The organism is Streptomyces lunalinharesii, from assembly GCF_039532155.1.
Lineage (GTDB): Bacteria > Actinomycetota > Actinomycetes > Streptomycetales > Streptomycetaceae > Streptomyces > Streptomyces lunalinharesii.
The window spans coordinates 47,932-70,050 of the sequence record NZ_BAAARK010000005.1 but is presented as its reverse complement, the minus strand read 5'-3'; the positions used below and the strand labels follow the sequence as shown (position 1 = coordinate 70,050).

Genomic DNA, 22,119 nt, shown 5'->3' with positions numbered 1-22,119 from the left:
GCGGCCCGGATCAGGTCGATCCCTCCAGGTAGCTGGAGTCCTGCACGGTCGTGCCCTTCGAGCCGTTGGGGACGGCCCCGTTGATCGCCCAGCCGAGCCCGGCCACGCCGATGAGGTTCGAGCTCTGGTCGATCCACGGCCCCGTCTTGATCCAGATGTTGTTGAGGTCCGGCAGCTGCTTGAGCACGTCCGGCACCTTCATCGTCCCGCCCGGGAACTTCGACAGGATGTCCTTGACGAAGGTCGTCGGATCCTTGAACCCGGCGAACCCCTTGAGGGTGGGGACCACGCTCTTGATGTTGATCTGGATCGTCTTGAGGTCGTTCCCGACGGTCTTGAGGGTGTTCGCGATCCCGCCCAAATTGGCGATCTTGACGAGGGCGATGCCGCCGAGCACCAGCCCCAGACCGCTGAGGACCATGTCGAGGATGTCCCACTCGCCGGACTGGATGCTGTCGACGATGTTCATGATGAAGGGGATGGCCGCGGTGACCAGACTGGCGATCGTCAGGATGAGCCCGAGGCCCTGCAACCCGGGGATGAGCATGGCGATGATCCCCAGGGCGGCGCTGATGAAGCCGAGCACCTTCTTGAAGATGTCCTTGATCTTGTCCCAGAGCGACTTGCCCCCGACCGCCTCGCTCGACGCGTCGTCCAGGGCCCGGGCCGCCGTCGAGGCGTCCGACTCGCGCAGCTCCTGCGCGTCCTCGGCGAGCATCCGGGCGGCGTCGAGGTCCCGCTGGGCGGCGTCGACGTCCCCCTGCGCCGAGGACTGGTCGTGCCGGGCGTTCTCCATGGCCTGCCGCGCGCTGCGCCGGGCCGCCTCGTCGTCGGGCGCCGGCGGGTCGGCCGAGTCCAGGCCACTGATCACGGACCCCGCCGCGGTGGCGGCGTCGGTGGCCCGCTGCAGCCGCTCCTTGGCGTCCCGCCCGTCGACCATGGCGGCGTCCGCCTTGCGCTGATGGTCCGACAGCTGGTCGGCGTACGTGCTCAGCGCGCGGGCCGCCTTGTCGTACGAACTGTGCAGCTTCTCCACCTGAGTGGCCAGGTCCCCGAGCTTGTCCCGGAGTTTGTCCATGGCCTTGCCCTCGCCGATCTGACGGCCCTTGAGACCGCTGACGATGGGGAGTGCCTGGTCCGCGTCGTCCGCGACGGCCCGGTACCGGCCCGCGAGCGTCGTGAGCATCTCCGCATCGCCCGGCGTCGGGTCGTCCGAGAACCCGAAGACCGTCTCCCACTCGGACACCGCTGGCCGCGCCATTGCCGCGCCCTCACTTTCTGTTCTCGTCCATGCCCTGGGGGCCCTGTGCGGCCGGCACGGCCGTGTCCTTGCTCTGCACGTTCACGAAGCGCAGCGTCCCCGCGATGGCGTCGAACACCTCGAAGAACTGCTCCCTGAGCTCCACGTTGGGCGTGGAGCTGGAGACCACCAGGTACTCGCGGCGGCCCGGGATCGGGAACAGGGTGTGCACCAGCGCCGTGCGCACCGCCCGGCCCTTGTAGTCGATGTCCTCGATCGAGGCGATCCGCCCCACCGGCCCGACCTCCGGAAGCTCCAACAGCTCCACCTCGCGCGGCGGGTACCCGCTGCTCTGCGGCCCGTCGGCCCGCATGCCCGCCCCGAACAGCACCTCGGCCAGGTCCGCCGACTGGTCCTCCGGCACGGGCATCCGCACCACGACGGAGGTGGCGCTGAGCATCGAGTCCCCGCCGGGGAAGGCCACCATTCCCGCCGCCTGGAGCGCCCCCCGGGCGTAGGCCTCGCGGGCCGTGTGCCGGGTGGTGCGGATCAGGCCGTCGAGCCGCTCGCGGGAGAGCTGCGGAACTCCCCTCGCCTGGTGCTCGATGCGGCGGCGGATGGAGGCGTCCCGGGTGCTCGGGTCGAGGTCCAGGTACCACCACGAACCGGGGTAGCGCAGCTTGTAGTGCGCGGGTGCCCCCGGAGTCCGGTCCGTGACCGGATGCGTCATGACGCGTGTCCCTTCTACCAACGGGGCTCTGGTGCCCACGGGCTCTCGTCAGCTCTTCTTGGACTCGTCCAGCGCCTTGACGGTCTCGTCGTCCGTCTGCGTGAAGGCGTCGGAGATCTTCTTCGTGTTCTCGGAGAAGACCTTCACGTTGTCCTGCACCTTCTCGTGGCCTTCGCTCCACTGGTGGTCGAAGTACGCGAGGGATTCGGCGAGCGTCGAATCACCCACGTCGCTCTTCGACCCGACGTCGCTGAGCCGCGCGGTGTTGTTGATCCGCTCCCCGATGTCGTCGAGGGACTTGACCGTCTCGTTCAGGTCCTCGATGGGGACCTCGATGCGGGTCATCGGCTGTTCCTCTCCGGCCAACACCGTCCGGTCCCGCCCTCCGACCGGAGGGCGGGACCGGAGACGAGGCCACGTCAGCCGATGGCACCGGACGTCTGGTCGTCGGTGTCGACGAACGCGTCGGCGACCTGCTTGATGAACTCGCTGACGCCCTGCAGACCCTCGATCGCCTTCTCGGTGCCGTTCTTGTACTCCTCCCAGAACGGACGGAACTTGGTCTCGGAACCCGGCGTCGCGTAGGCCGCCTCGACCATCTCGTCCATCTTGGTGTTGGCCTCGTGCAGGCTCTGCTGCATCAGTTCCTTCTGGTTCTGCAGCCAGGTGGAGGCCTCCCGCATCTCGTCCGGGCTGATCTTGATGTTGCCGCCGGCCATGTCGGTTCCTTCTCTCGTTGCGGATCACCGCGGCCGCTCGGCCGCTCACACCCGGCTGTACGGGGCACCCGCCAACGCGGTTCGGCCTGTTGCGGAACGGTGACGAAAGATCCCGACCCCGCACCGCCCACCACCCCGCCCCCCACTCGGCCCCGGGCGCGCGAACCCCGCACACCGCACACAACAAAGAAGCCCAGCCGCGGGGTTGTACCCCTGGGCTGGGCTCTCGATCTGGAGCGGTGCGTCCACACACTTCGCCACCAGGGGAATCGCCTGCATCCGTGTGCGGTGCCCGCCGGTGCCCGCCGGTGCCCGGTGGTGTCCGGCGGGCGCGCACCGCCTCAGTCCTCGGTCGGCGGCTCTGCCGATTCGGCGGCGCGGCGGTACTCGGCGTTGATGCGCTGCGCCTCTTCCAGCTGGTCTTCCAGGACGACGATGCGACAGGCGGCCTCGATGGACGTGCCCTGGTCGACCAGTTCGCGGGCGCGGGCGGCGATGCGCAGTTGGTAGCGGGAGTAGCGGCGGTGGCCGCCCTCGGAGCGCAGGGGGGTGATCAGGCGGGCTTCGCCGATGGCGCGGAGGAAGCCCTGGGTGGTGCCGAGCATCTCGGCGGCCCGGCCCATCGTGTAGGCGGGGTAGTCGTCGTCGTCAAGCCGGCCGTACGAGTCGTCTGCTGTCACTTGCACCTCTCTTGTGGAACGCATGGAGGGGCCCTGGTGCCGTACGGCACCAGGGCCCCGAAGGAACTACTACACCACCTGCCGGCCCTGATACTGCACCGGCGTTCTGTGTCCGCAGACCCGACCTGGCTGCTGTCGGGAGTGCGGGGATCGCGGTTGCCTGACCGGAGACCACCTCACTATCGATGTCCTGCGGTACCCGGGCTCCATGCTCCGGCTCGGGCGATCCTGATGGCGCGGGCTCCTCCGTTCTTCCCTCGGTGATCAACTACCTGCCATGGGGCACTACGTACTCCTGGCGATGCGAACTGCTCAGCGGCCTGTGACAGCGCCGCTCTCCGGCAGCCAGCCCCGTTGCCCTTCGTGCGTCTGCTCTGGCTTGGAACCCCACTGCCGAACTTCCCGGTGCGCGCGTCCGCAGCCGACGCCTTCACCGAGGTACCGCTCAGTCACTTCACTGCTGGGTACGGCGAACTGCACTCACGGGTACCGCAACTTCCATGACAGCGGTCCCGCTTTGGCGGCCCCTCACTGCGGGCCACCCGGTCCGGCCGTCAGTCCCGTCGCCGTCCTGCAACAACCCTGGCTTCGAAACTCCACTGCCACACCGTCCTGCAACTCCATGTACTGCCGGCAGTTCTTCTCTGCCAGGCCCTGCTGTCTCTCTGGGCTACGAGAGAAACCATAACCATGCCACCACTCAATGTCTACTGTGGCCAACAGAGATTTTCGCGTGTCCAGTGAGGAGGTAATTGACCTCGCCGGAGGCTCCGGCTGGCCCGTGGCCAACCGGCTCGCCAGAGCGACCGCGGTCACCGGTGGTGCTGTCATCACCGGTCGGCTGGCGCCCGAAGCCGGGTGGAGGCAACGGGGGCCGGAGGGAGGACAGCCCCCGTATCTGCACTTCCCTATGGCGCGGATCCTTCAGGGCACGGTGGGGATCCCGGAGACGGGTGGGATGTACCGCGTCTCGATCGCGGATTTCAGCGCCTGGACCACGGGTGACTTCGGCTACTCCGATCACCGACGTCGCGCCGCGCGGAGAAACGCACCGGTACGCGGGAGGGCCCGGCCGGCGGGTGCCGGTCGGGCCCTCGTGGCTGTTCGGTGGTCGGCTCGCGCTGCCCCTCAGCCAAACGGTCGGACAGTCAGACGGCCGCCCGGACGCCGAGCACCGCGGAGGCGTGCTGGAGCGGGCCGAGGGCGCTGGTGGGGGCGGCGGTCTGGGGGAGGCTGCGGCAGGTGAAGCCGAGCTTGGTCATGGCCCGGAGGACTTCGTCGGCACTGAAGTCGCGGCGATCCTGGCGGGTGATGACCTCGCCGACCTGCTTGACGGGGTAGGTGCGGCGGCCGATGATCACGGACTCGCCGACGACCTTCTCGGGCTTGACGCCCTTCATGGAGTCCAGGACGCCGCTCCTGGTGAGTTCGAACGGGAAGCGGGCGATGACACAGCGCACGATGCCTCACAGGGATCACAGAGAGAGGAAGGAGATTGTTCCGCCGTGCTGCGACGGTTCAGAGGGCCGGGGCGAGGACGCCCGACGCACTGTCCTGTTCGTCCACGGCGGACGGGGTAGCGGGCCGGCGGTGGTGCGTGGCGTGCTCGGCCGTCATGGTGGCGGGCGAGGTGTGCGGCCCGCGGTCGCCGAGGATGTCGCGCAGCTGGAGCCGGTCCGTGTAGGCGGGGCCGTCGCGGACGGTGGTGAGCTGGGCCTGGGTGACCAGTCCGGTGCACAGACCGTCGTCGTCGCAGACCCTCAGGTGGCCGGTCCTGGCACCGGCCATGACGGACAGGGCCACCTCGATGGTCATGTCGTCGCAGACCTGTGGCCCGGCCGTGTCCGTGGCGTCGAGCGCCGCCCGGGGCACGGGACGGACGTTCGCCGAGTGGGGCTGCATCTGGACCAGCGTCACCATTGCCTCCTGCCGAGATGGGTCGGTTTCCGGATCACGCGGTGCTCAGGCCGCCGCGTCGAAGGCGGAGTGTCGCCCGCTCATGCGCCGGGCAGCCGCGGCGGGGCCGCGTCGACCGCGGGAGGCCGTGCCGCGCTTGCGTCGCTCGGGTGCCGGCGCGGTGATCGTCACGGGGATGCCGGAGGGGGTCCGGGCGCCGGTGATCCGACGGAGCGCTTCGTCGCCGGAGCGGACCTGGGTGGCCTGGGGCACGATGCCGGCGGCCGCCATGAGGCGCGTCATGGCGCGGCGCTGGTTGTTGGTGACCAGGGTGACGACACTGCCGGACTCGCCGGCCCGCGCGGTACGGCCGCCGCGGTGAAGGTAGTCCTTGTGGTCGGTCGGCGGGTCCACGTTCACGACGAGGTCGAGGTGGTCGACGTGAATGCCGCGCGCCGCGACGTTCGTCGCGACCAGCACGGTGACGTGCCCTGTCTTGAACTGGGCGAGGGTGCGGGTGCGCTGCGGCTGTGACTTACCGCCGTGCAGGGCGGCAGCCCGGACACCGTTGGCGAGGAGGTCCTGGGTGAGGCGGTCCACGGCGTGCTTGGTGTCCAGGAACATGATCACCCGGCCGTCGCGCGCCGCGATCTCCGTCGTCAGCCGGTGCTTGTCGGCACCGTGCACGTGCAGGATGTGATGTTCCATCGTGGTGACCGCACCCTGGGAAGGGTCCACGGAGTGGACCACGGGGTCGGTGAGGTAGCGACGGACCAGGAGGTCGACGTTACGGTCCAGGGTCGCGGAGAACAGCATGCGCTGGCCCTCGGGGCGGACCTGGTCCAGGAGCGCGGTGACCTGGGGCATGAAGCCCATGTCGGCCATCTGGTCGGCCTCGTCCAGGACGGTGATGGCGACCTGGTTCAGCCGACAGTCGCCGCGGTCGATGAGGTCCTTGAGGCGACCGGGGGTGGCGACGACGACTTCGGTGCCGCTCCGCAGAGCGTTCGCCTGCCGGCCGATCGGCATCCCGCCGACGACGGTGGCCAGGCGCAGCTTCACGGCTCGGGCGTAAGGGGTGAGGGCATCGGTGACCTGCTGAGCGAGTTCCCGGGTGGGAACCAGGACCAGGGCCAGCGGTTGACGGGGCTCGGCGCGCTGCCCGGCGGTGCGGGCCAGCAGGGCCAGGCCGAAGGCGAGGGTCTTGCCGGAGCCGGTCCGGCCACGGCCCAGGACGTCACGGCCCGCCAGAGAGTTCGGCAGGGTCGCACCCTGGATCGGAAACGGCGTGGCCACGCCCTGCGCGGTGAGCGCGGCCAGCAGGCTCCTCGGCATGTCGAGGTCGCTGAACGCCTCGACTGCGGGCAGCGCCGGAGTGACCGTCTCGGGCAGGGCGAACTCTCCCTGCATCGCGGCAGGCCGCCTGCCACCCGAACGGCTCGGACCTGCCGAACGGCTCGGGGCGGACGAACCGGAGCGACTGCCCCGAATCGAACCGGCAGCGGAGTCGTACCCGTGGCCGCCGTTGCGGCGGGTACGGGAGGAACGGCTGTTCGTGCGTGTGGGGTTCATACAGAACCTTCCTTGATACGGCGCGTATCAAGGAATTCCGCAGCGTAAGAGCAGCGCGGGGAATCACTGGCACGGACCGAATGAAATGCGAACGTGGCCCACGGGAAATCCGTGCCGACGTACACAAAGATGATGGATGGCGTGCGAAAAAGAATCTGGCGCATCGCCGGGCGCGGTTCCGAGGCGCCTGCGTGCCACAATGTTTTGTGCCCGCGGACGAACCGTTGCGGAAACGCGTGCAGCTGGGGCCCGCACCCCGAGGGATGCGGGCCCCAGCTACGAAATGCGCGCCGGCGTCAGGCAGAAACGATGTTCTCGGCCGTCGGGCCCTTCTGGCCCTGCGCGATGTCGAAGCTGACCTTCTGGCCTTCCTGCAGCTCGCGGAAGCCCTGGGCGGCGATGTTCGAGAAGTGGGCGAACACGTCAGGGCCGCCACCGTCCTGCTCGATGAAGCCGAAACCCTTTTCCGCGTTGAACCACTTCACGGTGCCAGTAGCCATGTCATATCTCCTTTGGGCAGTACACCGGAATCCGTACTGTACGGAAACCGCGTCGCCGCGATGATGCCCCGCCCGGAAAATGACCGGAAATACAAAGCGCTTCCCTGTGGCATCGGGGCCGACCGGGGGCGCCTGAGTTTTTTGGGTACCAAAACTGCAACCGAGTCCGACAGTAGCACGACGTGGGGGCTTGTGTGTGTCACACATTTCCCCGTGCGTGCTGCGGCAAAAACTCTCCCAGTGAGGGCCGTTAAATTCTGAGGTCGCCGGCACAGGTATTCATTTACCTCGAGTGCAGCGTTTTTCGAAAGCAAGGAGGCCGACCTGCTGCAACGTCTGCAGCCCATCGGAACCTGTGTCTGCGGGGCCGGGGCCGGGGCCACGGGAAGCCCTCCCGGCAGCTCGCAGGAGACCCTGTGGCCGCGAGCCCGCCGACCTCCTCCGGTCAACCATCCTTCTGGGAAGGCGAGTTCTCGTGGCAAGCACAGTGGGCAAACGCCGTTGCCCGCCCTCCCGGACGGCGGGTCGTGTGTGCTCTGGCTCGACTTCCGTGACGGCTGCCTTCGCCCATCGGGCCGCACCGCCATGTGGTCACGGACGGCTCGGTTGGTCCACTCGATGAGTTGCTCTTCGCCGAACAGGTCATCTGCGCGGTGACAAAGTGTCGTTGCTGAACTGCTCATCGATGGCCCTGTCCATGAATGCACACACCTGGGGCAGGCCGGTGTCGGCCCGTCTCGTGTGGCGGCAGTTCCCGGCAGCCTCCGTCGCCATGGTCGCCGCGTACAGGCGAGCGGGCGCACGCACCCTCACCGGGGGCACGCAGCTCGACGCCCAGGCCATCGGCGCCCCGCCCGACTCATCGCGGCCTGCCTCGACCTCCACCCGCTCTACCCGGACCGCAAGCTCCAAGAGTGGGCCCACATGCGCGGCTTCCGCGGCCGCTTCTCCACCAAGTCCCGCTCCTACTCCACCACCCTCGGCACCCTCCGCCAGGTCCGCGCCGACTACCGCGCCAACCAGCAACGCGCCCTGACATTCGAGGAGCTGCCCCTCGACGAGATCCCCCGCCTCGGGTGCGCACTTGGCGTGCTGAGCGTCTGGAGGCAACGGGAGCCAAGACGACAGTGGCGAAGTCGTACAGGCTGCTGAAGGCTGTCATGGCGACGGCTGTGGAAGACGAGTTGATCCGTCGCAACCCGTGCCGTATCAAGGGCGCCGGCCAGTCCTCGACGAAGGCCGCCATGAGGTACCAGCACTCGGACGTCGAACGGCAGAAGGAAGTGGCGGACGGCATCAACTCGCACGTGCAGGCTGCACGGTTGAAGGCCAAAGCTGATCGCGCCCCAAGCCAGTCGGGCACGCAACGGGCACGAGATGCTGAGCGCGGTCTGGACAACGAAGAAGCCCCGGGCCGTTGGCCTGGGGCTTTCGTCTGGAGCGGGTGACGGGAATCGAACCCGCGCTCTGAGCTTGGGAATCAAGGGGGCTGGGGCACTCGGTTGCCGCCTGAACTGCGGAAACGCCGCTTTCCGGGCCTCCGGGCGGCCTTCCGTCGCACCCCTGCGGACCGGTGTTGTCCGGCCTGGAGGGCACGGAGGGGGCACGGCTGCGGGAGGCGCCCTACTCGCGCCTGCTGCTGCAGCGGGCGACCTTAACGCCGGCCGGTCTTGGCGAACGCCAGTTGCTTGCCCCGGCGGAACGGATGAGTCCCATGGCGGACACTCCCTGCAATTGCCTTGATCACGGTATCGCCCGGCTCGGGTAGGTACGTAGCCTGGTGATCGCGGGTGATACGCGCTCCGCCGTCTCGTTGGGCCAGCTGGCCCCGGCCAGGGTCGGCCACAGGGCGGACTGGGCGGTCCTGCGCCGTTGTCCTGCCCGGAGGACCGGAACATGATGCGGAGACTGCCTGAAGGAAACAGGACCGCATCGACAAGGAGTCGTCATGACGAGGACACTTGAGACCTATGCCAATCAGGACGCGGCGAAGAAGGACCTCACAACTTACGTAGGCAATGGGCGAGTCACCGCGCTGGGCCAAGCCCTGAATCAGGCGTACAACGGCCAAGGGAAAAACAGCGGGAACCACGTCGTCGACGGCGAACAGCGGCAGGTCTTCCACGCCAGTGCCGGCAAAGCCGGTACAAACTCGAGCGTCACCCTCTTCTACTACCCCAAGGATCCCTCCGGTAGCTTCCACCTGGTGGCGCTGGGCGAGCACGCTAGCGCCGACCTGTACAAGATCGACAAGGAGCTGGGCCAGGACCAGGCCCCGTTCCAGAAGAAGAAGACGGTCGGCCCCGAGGGAAAGTGACGCCACATCCTCGCGGGACCGGTCAGCACCTCCTCGGCTTGGACGGCCGGGGAACCGACCAGGCCGGCCGCCGACGGCAGGTCGTCGATAAGGTCGACGGCCTCGCCGGCCCACTGCGGCAGGGCGGGGATCTCTCCTCGTACCACGGCGTCCTAGTACGCTCGCTGGGGCCGAGCCGGCCAGATGACGCACAAGGAGGGTGACCTCCTCCGGCGTCACGATGCGGCCTGTCAGCACCTGCGCGGTGAGGCCGGCGAGCGCCTCCTGGCCGATGCCGCGGACATCGGGGTTTCGGCCATGGCGGGCACGACGCCCTTCACAGTCACCCCATACGGCCCGAGCCGGACCGGCCCGAACCAGGCGGCCGGCTATAGGCCCGCAAGCTGAAGCAGGCCGAACGGGGTGTGGGCCGAGTAGCCATCATCCGACCGGACCTCGATCCTGAGCGGCGGATTTCTGCCGATGCAACCGGGGCTGGGAAGGTGATTTGCGCGGGCGGCCCCATCGCACCGAAATCAGGCTTCGGCGCCAGTGTCGACGGGGTCCGCTTCCATGGGTTCCAGCGGCTCTCGGCCATCCTCTGCCTCATGGGACGAAGTGGCAGAGGATACATGGTTTGTTACCCATTTGGCGTTGCTATAGAGCGTCCGCGAGGTTTCAGCGATTTCCTTTTCTCCGCCGTAGTCGGCCCCCTCCTGAAGATACCTGCCCTTGTGGCTTACGAAGCGCAGGGTGTCACCATTCCGAAGCGCCCGGTTGCCTCCGATGGTGACGTTGTTGCCGGTCAGGAACTCGGTGTTGCTGTTGATCTTCAGGGAAATGCCGTACGGGCCCCGCAGATCGCGGATGCGGACCGTCTTGCCGTCGGTGACGGCGTTGAGATTGCCCTTCGCATTGAGGTCGCCGTTCGCGTTGAGGTTGCCGTCGATGGCGAGGTTGTCCGTGATGGTGACGTTGTTGCCGGTCAGGAACTCGGTGTTGCTGTTGATCTTCAGGGGAACGCCGGACGGGCCCCGCAGATCCCTGATCCGCACAGTCCCCGACTCGGCTTTGAGGTCGCCGTAGACGATGAGATTGCCGACTTCGAGGTCGGGCCGTTCGACCATCACGACGGTGGTCAGTGTGTGTGTCAGTGTCTGGCCGCCGGCGGTCACTGCGGCTTGGAGCATGAAGCCGGTGGGGGCGCTGAGCGGTTCGGGGGTTTCCCACTCGCGGACCTTCGAGACGTCCTTGCAGTTGTTGCGGCCCCAATACATCGTGTAGGCGGCATCCGCGCTGCCATCCCATTTCAGGCACGCGTGCTCGCCGTTGTTGACCATGACTTTGGTCGGGCGGAAGTTACGGAACACGAACTCCGCCGGAAACTTCATCACGGGTGCTTCGGTAGTTTTCGAAGTGAAGGATTCGCGGGTCGAGGAGGTCTCTTCGATGATCTCGATGGTCGCCTCGCCGACCGTTGTGTTCACTTCGATCTGCGAGACGATCAGGGTGACGGTGCGTTCGGTGACCTGCACTGGCCGTTCCGGCACGAACTCGAACACCTGCCAGGTGCCATCGGCGAACCCGTCGCGTGCGATCCAGCCGGTCGCGCCGGAGACAGCCGAGGTGAGGTGTGCACGGTTCTCGGTGAGCGCGGAGGCATCCGCGCCGATCGGAATCCGGACGGTGACGCTCTTGCAGTAGGCCGGGCCCAAGTTTCCGAGTCCTACCGTGATGTCCAGCCTGCCCATGACTGGGTCCTTGGCCGTGGACACCGTCAGAGGATCGGGGTCCGGCTCGATCGTGCAGCTCAGCAGAGAGTCGGCCGCCGATACTGTCATGCTCATGGAAGTGAGACTCCTTTCCGTCTTCAGTCCCGGGGCTTGAGTTGCAGGTATCCGGCGCGTGCCTCGGCGACCGGCTCGCCGGGGTATGCGTAGGTGTCCGCCATGGCGATCGGGAACTCCAGCCACTCCGGCACGTCCCCGCCCCGGTCCCGGGGCTCGGCCCAGGTCCAGTCGCCGTGCCACGCCGCGGGGTGCGGCATGACGATCGAGTCCTCTTCGAGCCCTGACCCCGGCCCCGACGCCCGCGCGAACGCCGCCTCGTCCTCCGACACCGGAGGTCGGGCCACCGCGAGCAGTGGATGCAGCCGGAACGAGGCGCGGATCTGTGCCAGCGAGGCGTGGACGAAGTCCGCGTCCAGGGCGAGGCGGACGACCGGCAGGATGTCGGTGGTGGCGTGCACGGCGGCGTGGGGGTTCATCAGGACGCTGAGGTGGTGCGTGACGGCCGCCTCGCCGGGGAGCGTGGCCGGCAGCGCCATGCCACTGCCGGTGCCGACCGGTTGCAGGTAGGGGTGCGCGTCGGTCGGCTGCTCGGTGAACAGGGTGGTGTAGCTGACCTCGCCGTCCGGGCCGGAGGCCGAGGCGAAGTAGCCGATCAGGCCGTCGGTCAACCGCTCGGCCGAGCCCAGCCGGACCGGCCAGCGATAGCCGTCGCGGCCCGGGTAGTCCTCGCCGGAGGCGGTGTCCACCGAGGCGGTCCCTGCGACCACACCGTCCGAGGGTGGGATCGATGCGGTGTTCCAGCCCGGGTCGGTCAGCGGAAGCCCTTGCAGGTCGATCGTCAGGTCGGCACCGACCAGGGCCACCGGGCGGCCGATGAGCCGGGACGGGACCGCGTCGTTCTGGGAGGACGAGTCCTCGATGCCGTCCAGCGCGCCGTCGATCGTGTCCAGCAGTGCCGCGAACGCCAGGTGCGGTGAAGTCTGGCCGCGCAGCCCCGCGATGCAGCCGGCCAGGCGCGGATAGGCGGCGGTGAACCCGGGCGACTCCGGGTCGGGGAAGGGTGAGTGAGGGAGCGGGTTCCATGCGATGGCCTGGGCGGTGTTGAGGACCCGCAGCTCGCCCAGCGGCGAGCCGTCGGGTGCGTAGACCAGCAGCGTTGCGTCCAGATGGTTGACCAGCAGCCACCCAGCGACCGGTGTGGCTGGCGTCCCGGCGTCCCGCGCCGTCGGGGCGGCGGGCAATGTGGCGCCGTCCAGGGCCGGCACGGCGGCCAGGCGCACCCGCGCCGGCTGCAGCAGGCGCGGCGGTAGCTGGACGAACCGCTGTGCACCGATCGGGTCCGGATACAGCGGCTTGCCCGCGTCGGGCAGGACGCTGACGGCGCGGACGGGCGAGAAGCGCTCGTAGTTGTTCTGTGCTCCGTTGGTGAGGTCCACGACCCGCCCGAAGCGGTCGATGATCCGCAGGTCGTAGAAGAAGAACTGCCCGGCGCGGACCGGCTGGAAGGTGTCGTCGGCGGGATCGGTGGCGCTGTGGCCGCCCGGTGCGGGGCACGTGGCCGCGTCGCCGAGTAGCGGCTCTAGGGCGGACGGAACGGGGATCCGGGACTGCAGCGGCCGGGCCTCGCCGCTCTGTGTCAGCAGCCAGTCGTGAAACCCGTCCAGGGTCTGCGACAGCATGTCCAAGTCCGCTGCATCTTCGTGGAGTTGCCGCACACCCATGGCCTCGGCGTCCGGATACGTCTGCAGGTACCGGTCCAGCTGTCGCTCCACCACGTAGCGCATGGTCGGCGTCAGGAAGGACCGGCCCCTGAAGATCCGCCGCAGTGACGACGAAGCGTCCTCGGCGGTCGATCCGGTGCCCCTCCACGTGTACGCGTTCCCGTCGAACTCCCAGTGCTCGGTGTCCTCGGTCCGGAACGGGGTGGGGATGTAGCGCACGTCCCACTGGAGATACATCGGCAGCCAGGGCTGCTTCCAGAACGCCGTGTACTCCGCCAGGTTCCCGGTGACGTTGAGGTCGGGATGGGCGATCGCGTTGTGCAGCGCGGTCGGACCGGGGGCGGCGGCCGGTGTCCACGCTGCCTTGTCCAGCAGCGCGAACTCCGCGAGCAGCGACCGCAGCAGAGGTGGGAAACCATTGAGCCGCGGCGCCGGGGGGTTCGCCGGTACATCCTCGAACGAGTCGCCGATCTTGAGCGAGCGCAGTAGGTCCCCGGCCAGTCGTACCGGCAGCGGCTCGTCGCGTGCCAGCGGGTCGGTGATGTTGGCGCCCTCGATGACAACGACCGGGTCGGCCGGCGTGTGGTAGTTCTCCGACATCTCGCGCTGGAGCGCCAGTCCCTCCGGCACGTCGACGTCCGGGCGGGCGGCGAAGTCCGCGATCGCCGCTTCCAGTTCCTCGGGCGTGTCGCCGTGCGGCAGGCCCTGGGCGAGCGCCGCCACCTTCTCGTACTGCTCCTTGGTGAGCTTGGCGATGGACGGCTTGCCGTTCGGGCTCGCCGCCGGGTCGAGCTGCGCGTCGGCGGCCGCGTCGAAGCCCGGCGCGTGCGCGCCCTCGCGCGCTGCCCGGTTCCGCAGGAACCACAGCGTCCAGGTCCGCCATTGCAGGCTCCTGAGCTTCGGCAGCTCCGCGTCGTAGGAGGTCTGTTGCTCGTTGAGCCGTACCAGCCACTGCGGATCGGCCGCACGTGCGGCGCGGCGTGCGGCGGCGCTGCTCTCGGTGTCGCCGTCGAACCCGTCATCGCGCCGCTCCACCAACCGCCATGCATAGCCGGCCTCGTGCCCGGCGAACCAGGTGCTGCGCAGCGCCTCGTCCAGCTCGTCGTCTCCGCCGGGGGCGTCGAAGGAGTCGATGGTGCCGTGGTAGAGGGCCGACAGCAGGTCCCCGGTCTCGGCCGAGCGGGTCTGGAGCGCGGTCAGTGCGGCGGCGGCATCGCCGACGCTGTGTCCGACGGCGACCTTGAGGGGATCGTTGACGGGGTCGGGTTTGTCCGACGGAGGCAGGTACTTCCGCTGCTTCCAGGTGACGCCCAGGGCAGTGCCGACGTACAGCGTGTTGCGCAGAGTGCCGGGGACGGGGCCGGGGAGGGCCCACCCGAGCGCTTCCAGGACGGCCTCGGGGTCGGTGCGGTCCGGCGGCAGCAGGCCGGGGATGGTGAGTGCCTGCGCCAGGATGTCGGCGGGCTCCTCGGAGTACCAGCCGACGGCCAGGTAGGACAGCCGGTTGTCCGGCGGATAGGTGTCGATCGCGCCGTCTTCGAGGTCTTTGAGGTCGTCGTGGAAGGAGAAGACGCCCTCGTGGTAGGGCTCGTAGGCGGCGAAGGCCGGCAGCCCGGGCCCGACCGCGGTCAGGAACGGCTCGCGCCTTCCCGGATCGGTCCATGGTTCGTCCGTGACGTCGGTGACCAGGCTGAGGAACGTGGTCTGCGCCGACTCTGAATCCCGCAACCGCGGCACCTTAAGTTCGGCTTCCTCGTCCCGGTCGGGGTAGTCGCTCTCCAGGTAATCGCTGTGCACGAGCCAGCCCTTGGCGTGCACCGTGTTCCGGTCCGCCGGCGTCGACTGTCCTTTGGGGTCGAAGTACCGCACGATCAGCCACCGGTTGGGGACCAGCGGGAACGTGGTCACCTCGGTCTTCTCGTCGTAGTGCCCGGCCGCGAGTGCTTCGGGGAACTGCCACTGCAAGCGCACCCCGAACGGCACCTCCTCCTCGGCGCCCTGCCCGGCCGGCGGCTCCGGAGGGGTGCCGTGCTCCAGCATCAACGCATAGTCCGTGCGCCAGCGGGAGAACGGCCCGCCGGCGGAGTTCACCATGTCGTTGGACACCAAGGCGTGGAGCCGGACCGGGACGATCAGATCGGTCGTGTCACCCGGCTCCACACCCGCAGCGGGCTCGATGGCTTCGGTCATCTCAGTGGCCTCCTTCACGAGCCCTGGCCGGGCATCAGCCGCTGCTCCAGCGGCGCGTTGACGAGTTGCACGGCGAGCTGTGCCGGATGCAGGTCGGACAGCGAGTGCGCCTGCGCAAGCGGCTTGATCAAGCCACCGTCTCCTTCAAGGCGCAGGACGTCGGCGACGCCGCCTTCCTGCGGAGGGCGGAGGTACTTGGCGAACACTGTCTCCGAGCCGGTGGGAAAGTACTGGCCGGGCAACGTGGCGCCCAGCGGCGGGTTCTGGCCGTCCTTGAGCTGTCGCAGCCCGATCACCTCACGCCCGGCGGAGTCGGCGTCGATGCCGAAGTGGATGCCCTCGCTCGGTTCACGAATGAGCACCTGGTCGGGGACGTCGTCGAACAGGCACAACAGGATGTCCGAGGCCACCAGCTCGCGCCGGATCTCGGTCAGCGCCCTCGCCCCCTTCTTGCCGACGACGACCATGTCCGGCCACGCGGGCACCAGGTCCGAGCGCATCAGCAGCCCGGCCGCCGGATAACCGGAGCGGTCCCCGGACCGCGTCGCGGCCCGCACAGCCCGGTCGCAGCGCTGGTCGAGGGAGGTGTGCACGGCCACGTCCCGAGCCCCGGCCAGCAACGCGTCAACCCACACCGGGTCGACGCGGAACAGCCGCAGCGACTCCTCGGGCAGCATCCGGAAATCCGGCACCAGATACGAGAACGGCACCGACCGAAGGGTCCTGAGTTCGGCGAGCCGGTCGGTCAGTGTCCCGGCCCGGTGGCTCGCTACCGACAGCAGTGTCGCGGCCCGGCAGTCGTCGTCGAGCGCGGCGCGTGCGTCGGCTCGGCTCAGCCGGGCAAGTGGCACGGGCTCGGGCACCGCCTCCTGCGGAAGCTGCGGCGAGCCAAGCGCGTCGACCAGGGACCGGCCGCCGCGGTTCGCTGCCAGGCGGGCCAGGGCACTGAGACCGAACCGGGTCCCATCGGCCGACGAGACGCCGGCCGCGGAGCGTACGGGGTCGTTCGCCACGGCCATCATGCGCACCGCCGTGTTCGCCAGCTCCCGCCGCGCCCGCGTCACCTCCTTCCCGTAGGACGGGTCGGCCAGCCCCACGATCCGGCCGATCGTCCACGCGGCGGCATAGGAGACGTCGAAGACGCCGTAAGTGCCGTCGTAGATGAGGGCGAAGTCGGCCGTGGTGTGTGCGCTGGAGGTGTCCAAGGCCGGGATGTCCTGCGCGGTCAACGGGGTGAACGGCCCGCGGTACCAGGCGTAGGTGTGCTCGCCGGTGATTGGCCGATGGGGCACCGGTACGTAGCCGAGGCGCAGTTGCTCCAACGCGTGCGCCTCGTCCGCGCTCGGCGAGCCGGGGGCGTTCGCAGGACGCGGCATCCGCAGTGCCAGGTTCTCCGCATCGGTGTTGCCCGGCTCCACGAGGTCCGCCAGGATGCCGGGCGCGTCGAACGCCGCCGCCGGATCGTTGCGGAACGACCACGACCACAGTGACGCCAGCCGGACGTATTCGACCTTGTCCGGCAGCGTCCCGCCCAGATGCTTGTCGAAGCCCTCCAGCGACACCAGATGCACCGCGTAGTCGCCCTCGCCACGCGGGAACCGGTTGGCGGTGACCACGCTGAACGTGCCCTTGATCAGGATCTCGCCGTCCGCCAGCAGCTTCGGCTCGTCGACGTCGCGGACGTGCGCCAGGTAGTACAGCTCCTGCTCCCTGGGCAGGACGGCCTTGAACACCGACGCCGGGACGTCGATGGTCCGGCAGTTGCCCGCCAGCGTGGGCTCGTCGAGACCGGTCAGCTCCGGACCGAGCACCTTCTCGTCGTCGCACGCGCGCAGTTCCCGCACCGTCCGCTCCGTCGTCAGGGCCAAGCCCTCGGGATCGTCGGGCAGTTCTCCGGCCCTGAACAGCATCAATGCCAGCCACGGCGCACGCCGCTGGGCCAGTGACCACTTCGGCTCCCGTTCCCACGGCAGGTACTCGCGGGTCAGGGTGATGTGCGGCAGCACCAGCCCGAAGTCGCCGTCCGCACCGCGCGCCGGGTAGACCGCCTGCACGGTTGCGCCATCGAGCATGAACTGCGGCGCGCGGATCTCGAAATGCTCTGGGTCACGCTGGAGAGGATCGCTGCCATCGACCGGGGTCGTGCCCTCCATGAGGGTGTGTGCGAGCTCGATCGTGTACTTCCCAGCGGTCGCGGCCGGGCTCATGTGGTCCACGAAGGTGACGTCCAGCAGCTCTTGCGAGGTGCGGGCGCCGGCGGTGAAAGGTCGGGTGGCCACGGTGTCAGCTCGCCATCGTCGTCGGAAGCACCAGTGGTGCGTCGGTCAGGGTGCTCTGCGCGCGGGCCGCGTACTTGTCGAGCGCGCCGTCGGCCGGGGCGAAACTCCAGCGCCCCAGCGCCTCGTGGACAGCAGTGCGCCTGGCCTTCACGCCGCTTGCGGCCAGGGTGTCGGCGATCAGAGACGGGCTGTCCGGGTCGGTTGCAGGGACCGGCCCGGTGGGAGCCGCGTCGCGCAGTGGCATCCGGCCTTCCGGCAGCGCCTCCACGCCGAGCGCCTCGGTGCTGATCGGCCCGACCTCGTTCCCGACCGAGGGATCGGGGATCTTGATGCGCAGACCGACGAGGTGGCCGGGGATCAGGCCCTCGTCCAGGCCCGGCTTGCCCGGCGCGCCCCACAGCGCGCTCGGGACATCCTGCTTGATCTGGGTGATGGTCCAGCCGTACTGCTGCCAGTCGAACGTGCTGCCGTTACGTTTGATGGCGACCCGGTGCTCGGAGGTCAGGTCCCGCTTCCCCATGGGGCGGATGTCGACGGTTTTGCCGCCTTCACCGAACGGCACGTCGTTGACGTAGGTCTGCGACGCGGGCAGCGCCGAGGTGGTCTCCACGATGAACCCGGCGGCGGTGATCGCAGTCGGCGCCTGCGCCGCGGTGCGGGCCGCGAGCTCGGCGGGGTCGATGTCCGGCAGCAGGCCGGAGAGCGGGGTGATGGCCAGCGGATCGGGCAGCTGCTGGCGGAACTCCTTCCAGTCCTGCGGCGGCAGCGAGGGCCGGGAGGCTCCGAACCCGAAGCTGAAGCTGACGAACCAGACCTTGACGCCGACCCGGCCGCCCAGCGGCGGGCTCCACAGGTCGACGTCCACGCCGACCTCGATGGAGACCCGGACCTTCACGAACCAGACCTTGATTGTGAAAGCGACGCCGATGCGCACGCCGACGTTCACTTCCAGGTAGAAGGGGTTCCACTGGATCAGGGCGTCGACGTACGCGGTGAACCAGGCGGACAGCAAGCCCTTCTCGTAGCGGGCCTCCAGGCGACCACCGGCCATGATCGCGTTCGGGGTGAGCGCGGTGTACATCTGAGCACTGACCCGGATGTTGTTGTCCGGCGACCAGACGAAGCCCATGCGCGCCGGCCGCGGATAGTGCGCGGGCACGTTGTAGGAGGGGTGGTACCCGCCGGCGGTGATGGCGAAATCGCCCCGGCTCGGACCGCCGGTCCAGATGTAGACGGCGATGCCGCCGGTCAGACGCGCGGACTCGTGGAAGACGAACGAGCCGTCGGCGACGGCGACATCCATCGACAGCAGGCCCTTGCGGTCCTCGTAGCCGAGCCGGAGGTCGATGTTGAGCCGGGCCTGGACCTTGCGACCCGCCTGGGCGCTCTTGGGGAACGTCACCGTGGTGCGGCCCAGCAACATCACGGCCAGCTCGTTGCCGAACGTGACCACGGCCAAAGCGCGGGACTGGATGAACTTGAACGAGGTGAACTGGACGCCGACCGCACCCCAGTAACTGCCGGACACCGGCCGTACCCACGCATCCGGGCCCATCAGCAGTTCCAGGACCTCCTGCGGCGACGGCGACCCGGAGCCGCTCAGGCGCCGGACGAGCGGGAACTCACCGACCTCCTCGACCGTCGGCATCCGCACGTCGCTGTTGACGCCGAAACCACCGGACAGCCCAGTGACGGTGAACGCCGGCGGCCCGAACAGGGAGGCGTCGCCGACACCACCGGCCTCGCCGAACAGGAAGACCGAGGACCAGCCGTCGCGGCTGCGGGCATAGGCGCCCAGCGCGGTCATGGCGAAGAACTTCGCCTCGACGGCGACCGAACCACCGAGCAGCACGGAATAGCCGGGGTCGGGCCGGTTCTCGAACGCGCCGGCGATACTGAGTGGCGGATTGTCCATGCGCAGGGTCGCTCCGGACAGCACCGGCTCGGCTCCGGGCGCGGCGAAGTCGGCATCGACGGCGATACCCAGGCCCAGCAAGGCGAACTCGACCGGGCCGACCTGGAGGGTCGCGTCGAAGGCGACGAAAACGCGCTGATCGGTATAGCCGACGGCGATCCGCTTCAGACGCAGCGGGCCGATGGCGAGGTCGAGATCGCGGCCGGCGTCGAACGACTGGGTCAGTCGGGCGGGGAGGTTGCCGCCGCCCCGGCGGTTCCAGACCTCCAGGACGAGGGGCTCCTGCTCGTCCCCACCGACGGTGTACGCGAGGGTCAGGCAGAGTCCTGCGATCGGGGCTTGCTCGGGAAAGACGGGCATGACGGCGGCGACGGCGCCGTCCGGGACCGCCGGGACCGGGGCTTCCCAGCCGGTCGGGAGCACCGCCGAATCGGCCCGCCCGGATGCCGCTGCGCCGAACTCCCCCACTTGTGCCAGAAGTTCGTTCGCCGCTGTGGCCGCGGCCTCGTTCCAGCCCGTCGAGGTGAGCGCGAATCCGACGCCTTCCATCCCCACGTCGCTGTCCGCCGGGATCAAGTCCCCGACCATCGGCAGTTGGGTGGCCGAGGCGCGAAGCCCCAGCCGGGCCGCTGCGCCGAACGCCCGGTCCACCGCCGCGAACGCCCACGAGGTGTATCCGGCCGCCGCTGCCAGCGCTGCTCGCCCGGCACCCGGCTCGTACCACAGCGTCAGGGAGTCCAGCCGGGGCAGCAGCGCGGCCGGAGTGTCGGCCGGGCTGCTGAGCCCCAGGGCCGGCAGCAGGTCCAGGCCCTCGACCGGCTCGTTGCCGGCGTCCCACTTGGCCGCCAGCCACTTCCCAGCCTCGCCCTGCGCAGCTTGCACGTTGAACGTCATCGGCCGGTTCGGCAGCTTCAGTTCCAGCGTCCCGGAGACGGCCGTCTCGCCGCCGCCTGCGGCGATCCGCAGCTCCAGTGCCGCACTCTGCTCGCCCAGGTCGACGGCGCTGTGCAGCACCACGGTGACGTTCGCCTGCTCATCGAATTCGACGAGCAGCTCGTCGATCGTCAGGCCCGTGACGAACGCCGGTGGTGTGATCCCCAGTGCGTCGAACAGGTCCGTGGGCCGGATGTCGGAGCCTTCAGCTCGGAACGACCAGCCACCGGCGTTCGTCCAGGCTCCGGTGACGTCCAGTGTTCCCGTCTCGCCGATCCGCCACTGCGCGCTCACCTCGCCCGCGGTCTCGTCGCCGATACTCGTGACGGTGAGCGTCACGTCGGTCAGCTCGATCCGGTCACCGCCGATGCGCCAGGCGTTCTGCAGCGTGGCGGAAAAGCTGTAGCCGCGGTCCGGCGGTGGGTTGAGGTCACCTGCGACGGTGAGTGCACTGACCATCGCGTCGTCGGGGATGCCCATTCCCGGCGGCAGCGAGCCGGTCAGCGAGACCAGGGGGAAAGGTTCGGTGAGTGTCCCGCTCAGAGTCCTGTCCGGGTAGGCGACGTGGACATCCACGACTACGTCGGCACCCAGTTGCACCCGCCCGCCGACACCGACCACCAGAGCCGGGGACGCACTCAGCGGGTTCTCGACCTGGAACTCCGCGGCCAGGGCCTCGATCTTCAGCGCGCCGGGGATCGCGTCCCACTCGGTGCCGAGCGAGACCGTCAGGCCCGCTTTCAGCCAGTCGTGGTCCACGGCTTGCCGGCGTGAGTCCTGCGCGGCTTGCCGCGGCACGAACTTGATCGCCAGTCCGGTCAGGGCGAGCGCGATGGCTTGGGGCACATCCGGTGGCAGATGAAAGCCACCGGGCTGCAGGTCAGCGAATTCCAGCAGGTCATCCAGGCTCTCCAGCGGCACGTCCGGGAAGCTGCCGGTGACGAACCACTGCTGGTCCGAGCCCAGCGGCGCGTATCCCCACACGTAGGGCTTCGGAACGGCCCCGGAGTCCGGGAAGTTCAGGTCGACCCCGAACCCGAGCCGGCCCTGCACCCCGCCGCCGGCCTTCGGCTCAGCCCCGAACACCACATGCAGCGCGCCGAGGCCAACGCGCTCCAAGGCAGCAGGAATCTCCTTCACCTCGTCCGGCAGCCCGTCGCCCTCGGGAAGCCGCATGTCCACCCGCACCCCGGCGACGCACTCCCACGCCTCGTCCGGCAAGAAGAACACTGTGGCCACAGAGGTCACCTGCGAGGCGAGCTGGATCGTGCCGGCCACGGAAAGCCGCTCCACATCCACGGCGACGTCGTTGACAAGGTCGATCACGCCGTCCGGGAGGAAGCGCCCGAAGAGATCGAGGACGTCGGGGATGCCGAGGTCGACCGGCCCGATCTGGAAGGAGCCGTCACCCTGGGCGATCTCCAGGGCTTTGCGCAGCTCACTGACGGAAAGTGGCATGACTACATCAATCCCCTGTCATGGCAGCTAGCAGGGATCACCACGAAGTAACGGAGTGCGATCGAAAGGTGACCGTCCGGTCTGGCAACCTAGCGTCGCCCTTCCGACGGGGTAAAGGGCGCCAGCCCCAGCGGCATGGCGCAAAAGCATTGACGACGGCCTGTAGCGCCAGGCCTCACACACATTCACCGGGGCGAAGG

The 22,119-nt window shown here is 68.9% G+C and carries 14 protein-coding genes and 3 pseudogenes; 4 read left to right on the top strand and 13 right to left on the bottom strand.

The genetic code is table 11. The features are described from left to right. Positions 1–10 precede the first annotated feature (10 nt). From ABD385_RS09845 to ABD385_RS09825, 5 genes are all read right to left on the bottom strand, one after another. Positions 11–1,261 (bottom strand): hypothetical protein, encoded by a 1,251-nt coding sequence (locus ABD385_RS09845; protein ID WP_344574700.1) that lies wholly within the window; start codon positions 1,259–1,261, stop codon positions 11–13. 10 nt (positions 1,262–1,271) lie between these two features. Beyond that, the gene (locus ABD385_RS09840) at positions 1,272–1,970 is read right to left on the bottom strand and encodes a hypothetical protein (RefSeq protein WP_344574698.1); all 699 of its coding nucleotides are present in this window, start codon (positions 1,968–1,970) and stop codon (positions 1,272–1,274) included. Between the two features lie 48 nt (positions 1,971–2,018). Then, a complete protein-coding gene (locus ABD385_RS09835; protein ID WP_344574697.1) occupies positions 2,019–2,315 on the bottom strand; it encodes a hypothetical protein in 297 nt (98 codons plus the stop codon). 74 nt (positions 2,316–2,389) lie between these two features. Next, positions 2,390–2,689 carry a WXG100 family type VII secretion target gene (locus tag ABD385_RS09830; protein ID WP_344574696.1) on the bottom strand — a complete coding sequence of 100 codons (300 nt, stop codon included), beginning with the start codon at positions 2,687–2,689 and terminating at the stop codon, positions 2,390–2,392. Between the two features lie 341 nt (positions 2,690–3,030). Next, a complete protein-coding gene (locus tag ABD385_RS09825; RefSeq protein WP_189543364.1) occupies positions 3,031–3,369 on the bottom strand; it encodes a MerR family transcriptional regulator in 339 nt (112 codons plus the stop codon). 703 nt (positions 3,370–4,072) lie between these two features. Between ABD385_RS09825 and ABD385_RS09820 the strand changes: the two are divergent. Continuing rightward, positions 4,073–4,393, top strand: a pseudogene (locus tag ABD385_RS09820) (hypothetical protein); the annotation flags it as partial. 124 nt (positions 4,394–4,517) lie between these two features. On the opposite strand, the gene ABD385_RS09815 reads toward ABD385_RS09820, so the two are convergent. The 4 genes from ABD385_RS09815 to ABD385_RS09800 form a co-directional block, all read right to left on the bottom strand. Then, positions 4,518–4,829: an SCO5918 family protein gene (locus ABD385_RS09815; protein WP_344574695.1), complete on the bottom strand. Its 312-nt coding sequence runs from the start codon at positions 4,827–4,829 to the stop codon at positions 4,518–4,520. A 58-nt stretch (positions 4,830–4,887) separates the two neighbouring features. Then, the gene (locus ABD385_RS09810; protein WP_344574694.1) at positions 4,888–5,286 is read right to left on the bottom strand and encodes a CBS domain-containing protein; all 399 of its coding nucleotides are present in this window, start codon (positions 5,284–5,286) and stop codon (positions 4,888–4,890) included. 45 nt (positions 5,287–5,331) lie between these two features. After that, a complete protein-coding gene (locus tag ABD385_RS09805; RefSeq protein ID WP_344574693.1) occupies positions 5,332–6,837 on the bottom strand; it encodes a DEAD/DEAH box helicase in 1,506 nt (501 codons plus the stop codon). Between the two features lie 296 nt (positions 6,838–7,133). Further along, positions 7,134–7,337, bottom strand: coding sequence for a cold-shock protein (locus tag ABD385_RS09800; protein WP_030323642.1), 204 nt, complete (start codon positions 7,335–7,337; stop codon positions 7,134–7,136). A gap of 834 nt (positions 7,338–8,171) precedes the next feature. Here ABD385_RS09800 and ABD385_RS09790 point away from each other — a divergent pair. From ABD385_RS09790 to ABD385_RS09780, 3 genes and pseudogenes are all read left to right on the top strand, one after another. Continuing rightward, positions 8,172–8,369 (top strand): annotated as a pseudogene (locus tag ABD385_RS09790) (replication initiator); the annotation flags it as partial. Between the two features lie 6 nt (positions 8,370–8,375). Beyond that, positions 8,376–8,569 (top strand): annotated as a pseudogene (locus tag ABD385_RS09785) (tyrosine-type recombinase/integrase); the annotation flags it as partial. A gap of 716 nt (positions 8,570–9,285) precedes the next feature. After that, complete coding sequence (locus ABD385_RS09780; RefSeq protein ID WP_344574691.1) at positions 9,286–9,654, top strand: hypothetical protein; 369 nt, start codon at positions 9,286–9,288, stop codon at positions 9,652–9,654. Positions 9,655–10,169: 515 nt separating this feature from the next. Here ABD385_RS09780 and ABD385_RS09775 read toward each other — a convergent pair. Genes ABD385_RS09775 through ABD385_RS09760 form a run of 4 tightly spaced genes read right to left on the bottom strand, consistent with a single transcriptional unit; the run spans position 10,170 to position 21,919 of the window. After that, a complete protein-coding gene (locus ABD385_RS09775; RefSeq protein WP_344574690.1) occupies positions 10,170–11,480 on the bottom strand; it encodes a hypothetical protein in 1,311 nt (436 codons plus the stop codon). Positions 11,481–11,503: 23 nt separating this feature from the next. Continuing rightward, positions 11,504–15,334, bottom strand: a complete 3,831-nt coding sequence (locus tag ABD385_RS09770; RefSeq protein ID WP_344574689.1) for a hypothetical protein — start codon at positions 15,332–15,334, stop codon at positions 11,504–11,506. 14 nt (positions 15,335–15,348) lie between these two features. Next, the gene (locus ABD385_RS09765) at positions 15,349–17,613 is read right to left on the bottom strand and encodes a hypothetical protein (RefSeq protein WP_344574688.1); all 2,265 of its coding nucleotides are present in this window, start codon (positions 17,611–17,613) and stop codon (positions 15,349–15,351) included. Positions 17,614–17,617: 4 nt separating this feature from the next. Next, a complete protein-coding gene (locus tag ABD385_RS09760) occupies positions 17,618–21,919 on the bottom strand; it encodes a DUF6603 domain-containing protein (RefSeq protein ID WP_344574687.1) in 4,302 nt (1,433 codons plus the stop codon). Positions 21,920–22,119: the final 200 nt, after the last annotated feature.

Excerpts from the sequence above, each read along its gene's own strand:
- ABD385_RS09770 (WP_344574689.1), bottom strand. The coding sequence starts at position 15,334 with ATGACCGAAGCCATCGAGCCCGCTGCGGGTGTGGAGCCGGGTGACACG.
- ABD385_RS09830 (WP_344574696.1), bottom strand. The coding sequence starts at position 2,689 with ATGGCCGGCGGCAACATCAAGATCAGCCCGGACGAGATGCGGGAGGCC.
- ABD385_RS09760 (WP_344574687.1), bottom strand. The coding sequence starts at position 21,919 with ATGCCACTTTCCGTCAGTGAGCTGCGCAAAGCCCTGGAGATCGCCCAG.
- ABD385_RS09800 (WP_030323642.1), bottom strand. The coding sequence starts at position 7,337 with ATGGCTACTGGCACCGTGAAGTGGTTCAACGCGGAAAAGGGTTTCGGC.
- ABD385_RS09805 (WP_344574693.1), bottom strand. The coding sequence starts at position 6,837 with ATGAACCCCACACGCACGAACAGCCGTTCCTCCCGTACCCGCCGCAAC.
- ABD385_RS09845 (WP_344574700.1), bottom strand. The coding sequence starts at position 1,261 with ATGGCGCGGCCAGCGGTGTCCGAGTGGGAGACGGTCTTCGGGTTCTCG.
- ABD385_RS09775 (WP_344574690.1), bottom strand. The coding sequence starts at position 11,480 with ATGAGCATGACAGTATCGGCGGCCGACTCTCTGCTGAGCTGCACGATC.
- ABD385_RS09840 (WP_344574698.1), bottom strand. The coding sequence starts at position 1,970 with ATGACGCATCCGGTCACGGACCGGACTCCGGGGGCACCCGCGCACTAC.
- ABD385_RS09780 (WP_344574691.1), top strand. The coding sequence starts at position 9,286 with ATGACGAGGACACTTGAGACCTATGCCAATCAGGACGCGGCGAAGAAG.
- ABD385_RS09835 (WP_344574697.1), bottom strand. The coding sequence starts at position 2,315 with ATGACCCGCATCGAGGTCCCCATCGAGGACCTGAACGAGACGGTCAAG.